Below are 11253 nucleotides of genomic sequence, written 5' to 3'. Positions count from 1 at the left end.
ACATGGACCCTAGACAAGTCCCATCGTCCCAGGTCAGAGGCACTCCTCGCTTATTTGATCAAGCCTCGGACACTCACACTCGCGAAAGCGCGAGGCTAGACTCTTATCTAACTCGAACGGTTGCGTGGCCGGTGCCTCCTCCGCCTTGCGATCGCATCCGCCGGATGCCGTGAGCCCCGGCCCGATGTCGACACCGACCACCAGCACGAGTCCGGAAGTGCGCTTCCTCTCTTACCCGGAGGCGATCGCCGAGGTCACCAGCCAGCACTGTCACGTTGGCTGACGGGGAGGATGATCTTCGGGTTGATCACGGTGGAGGGGGTTGTCCGTGGGCAGTACGCCGCCGTCGTACAAAGGGCACCGGTACCGGTCGAGGTGATCTCCCACTGCGTGTGGCTGTACTTCCGCTTCCCATTGTCATCCCGCGAGGTGGAGGAGCTGATGCTGCAGCGCGGCATCAGCGTCTCCTACGAGACGATCCGCCGCTGGTGTACGAAGTTCGGACAGGCCTATGCCGACCGACTGCGCCGCCGTCGGCCACGGCCCGGGGACAAGTGGCACCTGGACGAGGTCTTCATCAAGGGCAACGGCGAGCTGAAGTATCTGTGGCGGGCCGTCGACCAGAATGGCAACGTCCTCGACATCCTCGTCCAGAATCGGCGGGACAAGACCGCGGCAAGACGCTTCTTCCGCCGCCTGATAAAGAAGACCCGTACGGTGCCGAGGGTGGTCGTCACCGACAAGCTCCGCTCCTACAGCGCGGCGCACCGCGAGGTCATGCGTTGCCGTCACCTCCGCGTCCGTGCAGGACCGGGCCGGAGGCCGCACCGTCCTGGCCCGGCTCGCCGCCGGCTTCCGCACGGCAGCCTGGTGTGGGCCGACGGCGGATACGCCAACTCCGTTGATTCCACGCTGCATTCATGGGCCCGCGACGCGTTGAACATCGTCGTCGAGATCGTGAAGCGGACCGACGACGTCACGGGCTTCAAGGTCCTGCCCCGCCGCTGGCTGGTCCGAAACCGTCGGCTGGCCCGCGACTGCGAACGGCTGACCGCGACCTCCGGGGGCGTGATCGAGGTGGCGATGATCCGCCTGATGCTCGTCCGGCTCGCCGGGCAGCCATCGCGGTGGAGCCACGAGTTCCACCGCAAAACGGCCCGAACCAAGACCGTCGAGGACCTCATCGCGGCGTAATCAACCGGCCACCCGACAGGCTCTCAGAGGGAAGGCGCTCTTCCTGGTGGTCAGGAAGAGGTGTCGCCGTAGCGGGTCAGCGCCGATACCGCCTGCCACCTGCGGCGCAGCGACCGCTGGCCAAGTGCGTTGAGCAACTCGTTGAGCGCCCGGTTGGGCAACTTGTTAGGGGCCCCGTTGCGCAACGGCGAAACGGTGGCGGGGTGCGGCCCTCCTGGCCCCCGAGGCGGGGAGGGCCGCACCAGGGTCACCGGCGGCACATGGAGACGATCAGCGCCGCCACCACGCCCAGCACCCCCGCGATGCCCGCGGCGGCGCTCAGCGGTTTCCGCAGTGCCGGGTAGGCGTAGACGAGGAACCCGGTGATCCGCACGCGAGCAGGATCAGCGTGACCGCGATCGCGGTCACGGCCGCCGGGATCCAGTTTGGGTCCACGAGTTCCGACTGCCGGTCTTGGCTGGTGTACCTGATTACTCCGCGATGCGGTCGTCGTTTCAGTGTGCGGTGAACACGGCCACCTCATGTCCGAAGGCGACCGCGATGCGTCCGGCCGGCGTGATACCCACGGCGTCGACCGGCATGGGGAAGAGCAGGTCGGTGCCCACCTGCGTGTCAGCGCCCAGGTCCCATACCCTCACCGTTCCGTGCCTGGTCCCGATCGCCGCGAGGGCGCGATGGTCGATGACCGCGCTCGCCACGCAGGTCACCGTGCCGTGGCCGGTCAGCAGCACGCTGATCTGTTCGGCAGTCGTCGCGTCCCAGAGCCGTGCGGTCTGATCGTTGCTGCCGGTCACCGCCAACAGTCGGCCGTCGACCGCTGTAGCGGCCACGGCTCGCACACTGCCGTTGTGGCCGGTGAACGGAGCACCGATCCGCGTGCCGGTGGACAGATCCCAGACGCACGCGGTGCTGTCCTCGCTGCCCGTCACCCCGACGAGTCGAGGGCCGTCCTGCACGGCGGCCACTGCCACCACGGCCTCCAGGTGACCGGGCCGCAGCTCCCCGCTCCACGTATCGGCCGCGAGATCCCACACTCTCGCCAGCCCGTACCCCTCGCCGCCGCCGGTGAACACCAACGGCCGTCCACCGACCACCAGTCCGGCCAAGGCGAGCGCGCCGGTGGTCGCGCCCTCGGCCATTTTGCGACCGGTCAACAGGTCGAAGACGGCCAGGCCGTTGTCCCACTCCCCGAGGATCAGCAGCGTCCGAGTACCAGTGTCTCCCATGCCATCGAGATGGATCGCGGCCACCGACGCACAGCACTCGTGCCCGGTGACAGGACCGCCGATCTGCTCACCGCTTGCCGCGTCCCACACCCGTACCGCATCGTCGGCCCCGCTGGTGACGACGAACTCCCGCTCCCCGGCTGCCACGGTCGCGATCTCCTCGACCGCGGCCGAATGCCCGGCGACCGGCGCCCCGACCGTCGAACCCTTCGTCCATCCGGTCGCCCACAGCACATCCCATGCGGACGGCGGCTCACACGCCACCTCTACTGCCCATGAGTTGGGCCGCCAGGTCCCTCGCCCCGTACCGTGCCGCGTCCAGCGCGAGCAGCTGCCGCCTTACACCCGCGCCTGCCTTCCGCCGCACCGGCTCCGAGGCCCTGTACACGGCCGCAGCCAGCTCCTGCTCCGGCCCGCCGGCAGTGTCGAGGGCCGCCATCACACGCTCCGGTTCCGCGTTGACCAGCCATTCCGGATCAGTCAGATGATCACAAGACATGGTTGGCATCGTAACCGCCGCCTCCGGCGCCCCCATTCGCCGAGCCGTGTGCCGGGCGGGGTGGACCAGAACGGATGCCACTGGACCTGGGCGGACAGGTCCAGGAGGCGGCGGCGCAGGGCGAGTTGGGCGCGGTCGTCGCACCCCCGCTCGCCCGCCGCACCCGGACCGGTCTACGATGCCTTGCCCAGAAGACCTTCGTCGACTTCCCGAAGGGTTCGGCCGCCCGGCGGCAACGGGAGGCTGTCTTCGCGGCGGCGGGTCTGACGACCGACGTGGCCTTTGAGGGATGCTGTCACGTTGACTGAGCGGGTGGGATGATCTCCGGGTTGTTCACGGTGGAGGGGGAGTCGTCCGTGGGGAGCGCGTCGCCGTCGTACAGGGGTCACCGGTACCCGGTCGAGGTGATCTCCCACTGCGTGTGGCTGTACTTCCGGTTCCCGCTCAGCTTCCGTGAGGTCGAGGAGCTGATGCTCGAGCGCGGCGTGATCGTCTCCTACGAGACCATCCGCCGCTGGTGCCTGAAGTTCGGTCAGCAGTACGCCAATTCGCTGCGCCGCCGCCCGGCCCCGGCCTGGTGACAAGTGGCACCTGGACGAGGTCTTCGTCAAGATCAACGGCGAGCAGAAGTACCTCTGGCGGGCTGTCGGCCAGGACGGCATGGTGCCGGACATCCTCGTACAGAACCGGCGGGACAAGACCGCGGCCAGGCGATCTTTCCGTCGTCTGGTGAAGACGACCCGTACGGTGCCGCGGGTGGTCGTCACGGACAAGCTCCGCTCCTACGGCGCCGCTCACCGCGAGGTCATGCCCTCGGCCGAGCACCGCTCGCACAAGGGGCTGAACAACCGGGCGGAGAACAGCCACCAGCCCACCCGGCAGCGTGAACGCGCGATGAAAGGCTTCCGCTCCGCCGGCGGGGCGCAGCAGTTCCTGTCCGCGTTCAGCGGTATCTCACCGCACTTCCGGCCCCGCCGCCATCTGATGACCGCCCCCGACTACCGCACCGAGATGCAGCACCGCTTCACCACCTGGGAGCAGGTCACCGGCACCGCCGGTCTGTCCACCACGGCCTGAGCACAGGCCCCGAACCAGGCCCCACCATGCCCCTACACACCATCAGACACCCACACACCCAACAACGTGACAGCGCCGGCGGTAGATCTCGCGTGCGATGGACCCGTACGCGCTCTGCCGGAGCCCCGCCGCAAGGGGTCAAATGCGGTAGCGGCGCAGGGCCGGGGCTGTCACAGCAAGAGCCAGCGTCATCACTACGACCAGCACTCCGCCGCCCGCGACGGCGGCCCGGGGGCCGAATACGGAGCCCGTGGTGCCGTGCAGCACGTCGGCGAGGCGCGGACCGCCCGCGACCACTACCGTGAACACGCCCTGCATACGGCCGCGCATCTCGTCGGTTGCGGCAGAGAGCAGGATCGCCTCGCGGAACACTATGGAGACCATGTCGGCGACCCCGGCGCCGACGAGGAAGGCCACGGTTACCCACAGGTTGCGGCTCAGGCCGGCCCCGGTGATGGCCACGCCCCAGCCGACCACGGCTCCGATCACCATCCAGCCGTGCCGGCGCACCCGCGAGAACGTGCCGGAGAACAGACCGCCGATCACCGTGCCGACTGGGATGCCTGCGAACAGCACGCCGAGCGCCAGCCCCACGCCGTAGGTGGCGTACGTCTGGTTGGCCAGCTGTGGGAACAGGGCGCGGGGCATACCGGCGACCATCGCGATGATGTCGACGAGGAAGGACAGCAGCAACACCTTGTGCCCGGAGACGTAGCGGAATCCGGCTGCGACCTCCCGTATTCCGGCCCGGCGGGTGGACTGCATGCCCAGTGGCGGCAGCGCGGGAAGCTGGAAGACGGCCCACACGGTGACGCACAGGGCTACTGCATCGATCAGATACAGCTCGGGCAGGCCGATGACGGGGATCAGCACGCCGGCCAGCAGCGGGCCCGCAACCAGGCCGGCCTGGTTGACCGTTGAGCCGAGGGCGTTGGCGGCGGGCAGTTCCTCGGCCGGCACCAGCCGGGCGATGGAGGCGCTGCGGGCCGGTGAGTTGAGGCCGAAGAACGCCTGCTGTACGCCGAACAGCACCATCAGGACGACGACGGAGTGAAGTCCGGTGACTGCCTGAGCCCAGAACAGCAGCGAGGTCACGGCGATGCCGATGTTGGTGACCAACAGCAGCTTGCGGCGGTCCATCGTGTCCGCGACTGCCCCGCCCCACAGCGCGAACACGACCAATGGCAGCAGGCCGGCGAGGCTGGCGTAGCCGACCCAGGCCGAGGAGTGCGTGATGTCGTAGATCTGCTTGGGCACGGCCACAGCGGTGAGTTGACTACCGACGGTGGTGACGATGGTCGACGACCAAAGCCGCCGGTAGGCGGGATGGCGCAGGGGGCGGGTGTCCATCGCCCAGCGCCGCCAGCCGCGCCTGGGCGGCCGACCGCCGGCCTGGGATACGGTGACGGACGAGGCACCGCTGCTCTCGTTCGTGTTCACGGGATCCAATGATCGCTACATCTTTCGATTGGAGCCGCACTTTCTCAGCAGCTTCTATGACTGTTCGAACCGGTCGTCTCAGAATCGGACGAAACCCCTCACGGAACTCAACGTCGTAGATGCGCTTCCTGGACGCCATGGCCCCTAACTCTCCCGCCAGTCACGGGCTCCACAGCAACAGAGGAGATGCAGCAGCTCCTGCAGTGCCCGGTCGCATGCTGCCGCAGGAAGGCCGCCCGTCCCGCGGCCTGGCTGACGGACTTGCGGCTGGGCCTCGCGGCCGCGTCAGCAGTTCCTCGAAGTACTGAGGGACCTGCTGCCGCCGCCTTTCCGGCTGCCAGGAGCGGTCGACGCGCGGCTGCATCCAGGCGAGCGTGCGCGCGGGGTCGTAGGCGAGCAGCACGCGCCGGGACCACTGGATCGCCCTGCAGTACGAACCCCCTCGTCGCAGAACTCGACGGTGTCCTACGGATGTTGGTGCGCGATCTGGAGGACCGCCCCGTGAACAGTCGACGCGTACCGGCCGCGGGGAGGCCTTTCTTGGCCTACGGCACTACGACAGTCAGTGATGTGCCGGTCAGTTGGAAACCGAGCTTCTCGTAGACGTGGCGGGCCGGATTCGCATCGCTCACGACGAGCGAGACGTCGGTCAGCCCGTTGGCCGCAGCATCGCTGAGCACTCGACGCAGCAGATTGGCGCCAAGGCCCACGTAGCGGGCTTCGGGTCGGCGGAACACGTCCGCGATCCACGGCAGGCCGTCACGATCGGTGAGGATCGCCCCAGCGACCACGTGGTCCGTCTCGTCCACCACCAAGGCGCTGCACGGAAGCACCGGCCCGAGAACGGAGCCCGCCAGCATCGGCGCCAGGAGCTCGTTGAGCGCTTCTTCGTCGCTGCCGGAGTGGTGGTCGGGATGGTCGGCAGAAAAGGCGGCTCGCCATGCCGGGAACACCGCAGCAGCATCGAGGTCACAAGGAACTGCCCGAAGTCCATTGCCCAGGTCTCGTGATGACCAGCCGACCGGTGGCGGACACGCGACCAGATCTCTCCGCATTTCATGGGCATGCCGCATCACCCGGGCACCACGGCCCAGCAGTTGCTCACCGAGCTCCACGGAACCCGAGACCGCCCATCCGGACATGCCGGCGATGATGGATTCCACAGGGTCGGGGCCGACAACTTCGGCCAGGTCCGCCCATGGGTGCCCCTCCCGGACACCCTCCAGATAAGTCAGGACCGGCACCCCCTGCCCGTTGGTCAGGGTCTGGCGCTGATCGTCACTCTCAGTCACTTTTCATCCTTGATAGAACACTTGTGCCTCAGTGCGGCCATTCTGCACTTCCGCATCCGGCGTCACAACAGAGTTTCCGCAGCTCAGATGTTTGCTACGGCGGCTTGATGGTTGCCGATCGTTGTGCACCGGCCCTCAGCCACAGGAGGCGGGCGGGTGGTCGTGCCCAGGAGACTCTGGGTCTGGTGCACTCTGGCCACGATCCGATACCAGTGGGCCCGCCTTCGGTCCGCGCCCGCGGTGGAACCCGAACACCCCCGGAGGGGGCCGATGGTCTCACCGCACCCAGCCTTCCCTCCATCCCGTCCTCTACAACTGTAGTGACAATGGTACTCTACTTTCGTAGAGGGATTGGGTATGCGGAGAGGGAACGGCCGTGGCGGAGAGCTCGACACGACGGAAACAACTGGCCGACGCGGCGATCGGGACGCTGGCCGTGGAGGGCATGCGGGGGCTGACCCACCGGGCCGTCGACCAGCGGGCGGGGCTGGCGGAGGGCTCCTGCTCCTACTACTTCAGGACGCGGCAGGCGCTGCTGCAGGCGGCCGTGGAACGGCTCGCCGAGGCGGACATCGCAGATGCCGCCGCGCTGCCGACGACAGGCACCACTTCAGCGGAGAAGCTCGCCGATGTGGCGGTGGCCTACCTGGAGCACTGGGGGACCCAGGGACGCGTGCGCACGCTCGCCCGCCACGAACTCGCCCTGGAGGCCTCGCGCAGACCCGAACTGCGGGCGGTACTGAAGACCGCGGCCGGGCACGTACGACGGCCGGTCGTCGACCTGCTTGCCGCGGCCGGTGTCCCCGAGCCGGAGCAGCGCGCGAAAACACTCATTGCCTCCATCGACGGTCTGCTCTTCGAGCACCTGGCCGGCCCGGACGGACTCGACCTCGACCCGGCCGAACTCCGTACCGCACTGCTGAGCCTGTTGCGCACCTTCACCGACTGACCTCCGCACTGCCCTCCACGGGGCGGAATCTGCCGCAAGACGGCTCCAGAACCTGGCAAGAACCCAAAAAGAAGGCACTTCATGGACCCCGTACTCATCGCCGGAGCAGGCATCGGCGGACTCACCCTCGCCGCCGGACTCGCCGACCGCGGCATCCCGGCCGTCGTCCTGGAACAGGCCGAACAGCTCGCCCCAGTCGGAGCCGGCCTGACCGTGCAGCCCAACGCGCTCATGGCACTACGCCGTCTGGGCCTGGCCGCGCCCTTCGAAGCCGCCGGCGCGCGGCTGTCCACGGCCGCCGTCTACGACACTCGCGGCCGCGTGTTGCTGCAGCCGAGCCCCGCTCAGGCCGACGCCCTGCTGGCGGAGATCGGCGCACCCGCCCTGGGCCTGCACCGCGCCACCATCCACCAGGCACTGGTCGGCCAGCTCGGCACCAGCGAGCTGCGGCTCGCCTCGGCCGTCACCGCTGCCGACCCCGATCAGGCCACCGTCACCCTCGCCAACGGGCAAGAAGTACGCGGCTCCGTGCTGGTCGGTGCGGACGGCCTGCGCTCCACCGTCCGAACCGCGCTGCTGGGCGCCCAGGCACCCAGCTACAGCGGCTACTACTGCTGGCGCGGCGTCACCGACGCCAACCCCCTGCCCAGCGACTGGATCGGAGAGATATGGGGAGCGGGCCGCCGCTTCGGCGGATGCGTGATTGACGGTGACCGTTTGTACTGGTTCCTGTGCGCCAACGGCCCCGCCGACGGCAAGGACAGCGATGTCCGTGCCGCGCTCACCCGGGCCACGGCCGAGTTCCCCGACTATGTCCGCCAGGCCGTCAGGGACACCCCTCTCAGCGCCGTCCGACGCGACGACATCCGTGATCGCCCGCCGGTCACGCAGTGGGGCCGGGGCCGCACCACCCTGCTCGGCGACGCCGCCCACCCCATGACCCCCAATCTGGGTCAGGGCGCGTGCCAGGCCATCGAGGACGCTCTCGCCCTCACCGACCTGATCACCGAGCACGGCCCCACCCCCGACGCCCTGCGCCGCTACGAACGCTTCCGCCGGCCCAGGGCCAACGCCGTCGTCAAGGCCGCCCACCAGCTCGGACGCATCGCTCACTGGAGTACCCCCACACGCACCCGGGTACGCAACACCCTCGTCCGCCTGACCCCCGCCTCCGTCCTGGTGCGCCAGCTGCGCGCCGCCTGGCGGCTGCCCGAGACCACGAGCTGACCCCCCAGGCACCCCTCCACCCGCGCCGATTCACCGGAAGCGAGCACAAGATGCGCGACCTCGATACCGACACCGGCCGTGTCCCTCTCTCGGTCCTCGGTCTGGGCCTGATGGGCCAGGCCCTCGCCGCGGCCTTCCTGGGCCGAGGCCACCCCACCACCGTATGGAACCGCACCCGCGCCAAGGCCGAACCCCTTGCCGCGCAGGGCGCGCAGCTCGCCTGGACCGTCCGTGACGCCGTCACGGCCGGCCCGCTCGTGGTCATTTGTGTCTCCGACTACGACACCGTGCGTGACATCCTCGAACCCGTGAGCCGGGACCTGTCCGGCCGCACCCTGGTCAACCTGACCTCGGGCACCTCACAAGCGGCCCGTGAGACGGCCCAGTGGGTGACGCACCAAGGCGCCGTGTACCTCGACGGCGCGATCATGGCCGTACCCCCGGCCATCGGCACCGCGAATGCCACCGTCCTCTACAGCGGGCCAACCACCGCATTCGACCGGCACCAACAGGCACTCAGCAGTCTCGGCAGCTCCGTGTACGTCGGCGCAGACCATGGCCTGCCGTCCCTGTTCGACGCGGCCGCACTCAGTTTGGTGTGGAGCACTCTCAACGGCTTCCTGCACGGCGCTGCCCTGCTCGGCAAGGCGGGAATCCCCGCGACCGCATTCGCCCGCCTCGCCAAGACGGGCATCGAAACCGTAGCCGACTGGGTGCCCGGCTATGCCCAGCAGATCGACGACGGCACCTACCCGGCCACCGAATCCACCGTCAACACGAACCTGACCGGAATGAAGCACCTCCTCCACGAAAGCCACGCCGCCGACATCAACACCGAGCTACCCCAGCTCCTCACGACCCTGGCCGAACGGGCAGTAGCCAAGGGACACGGCAACAACAGCTACGCAGCGATCACCGAACAGCTTCGCCACCCCTCGCCGTAACTGAACAGCCACCAGCGGCTCCTGACCGGTAGTGATGTGCTGATCGCTTGAGCGCGCCTTCGTTCGCCGGCCGGGTTGTGGACCTCCGTCCAAGCATGGCCGAAGCCCGCGCGAGCGCGGCGGGCACGAAGGGCTTTCCCGGCGGCGAGGAAAGCCGGGGGCATTGTCAGTGGGGCCGTCTACTGTGCCGGCTATGTCTGATGATCTACGGAGCGGTGGCCTGCGGGCTGAACCCACGACTGCGGATGAGCGGTCGTCGGATGCAGGGCCGCCGAAAGCGCCGTTGGAGCCCGGCGGGGGGAGAGGGGCAGCCATGTACGGGGCCACCGGTTCCCCATTCACCCCCCGTTCCGCCAACAAAGACGCCGGGCCAATCGATGCTCCGCTGTGCGAGCGGCACGAAGCGCAAGCCTCCCGCAATGCCCGCCGTCCACCCAGCGGGAGCCGCCACGAGCGCTTTGTCACACAGTGCTGTCGACCGGTCGGTCGTGCTGCTGCTCGCGCGCAACTGGACACCCTGCTGACATCCCTCGCCGACGCGGGGTTCGCGGCTGCGGAGGTCGAGGAGGAGACTTCGTGGTGCACGACGACAACCTCGTCATGGACGAAGGCCGGACAGTCGCGGATGGGAGCCGTGCCGCATGACGAAGGACGATCGGAACCGTTCAGTTCCCCCGGCTCCGGCCGACGTCCTCGGCGATCAGGTCGTCCAGCCGGGACCGCGTCGCCGCCGACAACCGGCCCACGGTAGCCGCGCAGAACCGCTCCTCGAAGGTGCTGACCGCCGAGCCCACCAGCCGGGCGATACGCCCCGGAGTCGGCGGCTCCAACCGGTCCTTGCGGCAGCGGGCCACCACCGCCTCCGCCAGCCGGTCCCGGTTCAGCTCCACCCCGCACAGCTCGACCGCCAGCCACTCGGCGAGCTGGACCTGGTCCTCCTCGGTGCACTCACGGAAGCCGAACGCTCCCCGGATCTCCACCCGGTGCCGCTTGATCGCCCGCCCCGCCCAGTCGTACGCGGCCCACTCCTCCGCGGCCACCTGCACCTGCTGGGCCACGTACGACACCGCCGGCACCGGGATCTCCCCAGCGTCCTCCGGGAACCGGGCCTTTCTGTGAACCGTCTTTGAGTATCGACTGACTCGTACCGTTCGCCGGCAGGCGATCCAGTGAGGCGAATCGTCTATCTGCTCCTTGATGCACTCGCGTAGCCCCCCACACCGGTTACTCCGCTGAGTGATTGAGCTGCTACATTCCGCTTGTGTTCGCTGTGGACAGACCCACCGCTGAGATCCTGCGGGTCGAGGTCACTGACGCACTGGCCTACTGGACGGTTCCTTGCCGGGCCCACCTTGACGGTCGTCGAGGACGTAGACGGCTTCCTCTGCCACCTGCGCTTCGGCCG

The 11253-nt window shown here is 68.6% G+C and carries 10 protein-coding genes and 2 pseudogenes; 6 read left to right on the top strand and 6 right to left on the bottom strand.

From position 1 onward, the window contains the following. Positions 1 to 366 precede the first annotated feature (366 nt). Positions 367 to 780: pseudogene (locus tag ABZY11_RS17280) on the top strand (IS6 family transposase); the annotation flags it as partial. 661 nt (positions 781 to 1441) lie between these two features. Here the strand turns inward: ABZY11_RS17280 and ABZY11_RS17275 are convergent. From ABZY11_RS17275 to ABZY11_RS17265, 3 genes are all read right to left on the bottom strand, one after another. After that, a complete protein-coding gene (locus ABZY11_RS17275; RefSeq protein WP_356479914.1) occupies positions 1442 to 1567 on the bottom strand; it encodes a hypothetical protein in 126 nt (41 codons plus the stop codon). Between the two features lie 121 nt (positions 1568 to 1688). After that, positions 1689 to 2654, bottom strand: a complete 966-nt coding sequence (locus ABZY11_RS17270) for a hypothetical protein (RefSeq protein ID WP_356479913.1) — start codon at positions 2652 to 2654, stop codon at positions 1689 to 1691. 19 nt (positions 2655 to 2673) lie between these two features. Beyond that, positions 2674 to 2919 carry a hypothetical protein gene (locus tag ABZY11_RS17265; RefSeq protein WP_356479912.1) on the bottom strand — a complete coding sequence of 82 codons (246 nt, stop codon included), beginning with the start codon at positions 2917 to 2919 and terminating at the stop codon, positions 2674 to 2676. Positions 2920 to 2993: 74 nt separating this feature from the next. Here ABZY11_RS17265 and ABZY11_RS17260 point away from each other — a divergent pair, with 74 nt between their 5' ends. Continuing rightward, positions 2994 to 3227 carry a hypothetical protein gene (locus ABZY11_RS17260; protein ID WP_356479911.1) on the top strand — a complete coding sequence of 78 codons (234 nt, stop codon included), beginning with the start codon at positions 2994 to 2996 and terminating at the stop codon, positions 3225 to 3227. Positions 3228 to 3236: 9 nt separating this feature from the next. Then, positions 3237 to 3996: pseudogene (locus tag ABZY11_RS17255) on the top strand (IS6 family transposase). 138 nt (positions 3997 to 4134) lie between these two features. Here the strand turns inward: ABZY11_RS17255 and ABZY11_RS17250 are convergent. Further along, on the bottom strand, positions 4135 to 5436 hold the full coding sequence (locus tag ABZY11_RS17250; RefSeq protein ID WP_356479910.1) for an MFS transporter: 1302 nt from the start codon (positions 5434 to 5436) through the stop codon (positions 4135 to 4137). Positions 5437 to 5981: 545 nt separating this feature from the next. Continuing rightward, a complete protein-coding gene (locus ABZY11_RS17245) occupies positions 5982 to 6728 on the bottom strand; it encodes a GNAT family N-acetyltransferase (protein WP_356479909.1) in 747 nt (248 codons plus the stop codon). A 376-nt stretch (positions 6729 to 7104) separates the two neighbouring features. Here ABZY11_RS17245 and ABZY11_RS17240 point away from each other — a divergent pair, with 376 nt between their 5' ends. From ABZY11_RS17240 to ABZY11_RS17230, 3 genes are all read left to right on the top strand, one after another. After that, positions 7105 to 7677: a TetR family transcriptional regulator C-terminal domain-containing protein gene (locus ABZY11_RS17240; RefSeq protein WP_356479908.1), complete on the top strand. Its 573-nt coding sequence runs from the start codon at positions 7105 to 7107 to the stop codon at positions 7675 to 7677. Positions 7678 to 7758: 81 nt separating this feature from the next. Next, complete coding sequence (locus ABZY11_RS17235; RefSeq protein WP_356479907.1) at positions 7759 to 8904, top strand: FAD-dependent monooxygenase; 1146 nt, start codon at positions 7759 to 7761, stop codon at positions 8902 to 8904. 50 nt (positions 8905 to 8954) lie between these two features. Beyond that, a complete protein-coding gene (locus tag ABZY11_RS17230) occupies positions 8955 to 9848 on the top strand; it encodes an NAD(P)-binding domain-containing protein (RefSeq protein ID WP_356479906.1) in 894 nt (297 codons plus the stop codon). A 665-nt stretch (positions 9849 to 10513) separates the two neighbouring features. Here ABZY11_RS17230 and ABZY11_RS17225 read toward each other — a convergent pair. Further along, positions 10514 to 10924, bottom strand: a complete 411-nt coding sequence (locus tag ABZY11_RS17225) for a DUF4158 domain-containing protein (RefSeq protein WP_356479905.1) — start codon at positions 10922 to 10924, stop codon at positions 10514 to 10516. Between the last annotated feature and the right edge of the window lie 329 nt (positions 10925 to 11253).

Origin of the sequence: Streptomyces sp. NPDC006510 (assembly GCF_040611955.1) — a bacterium.
In the GTDB taxonomy this organism is placed as follows: domain Bacteria; phylum Actinomycetota; class Actinomycetes; order Streptomycetales; family Streptomycetaceae; genus Streptomyces.
Note: the sequence above shows the minus strand (reverse complement) of the source record. Positions and strands in the feature narration are given on the sequence as shown.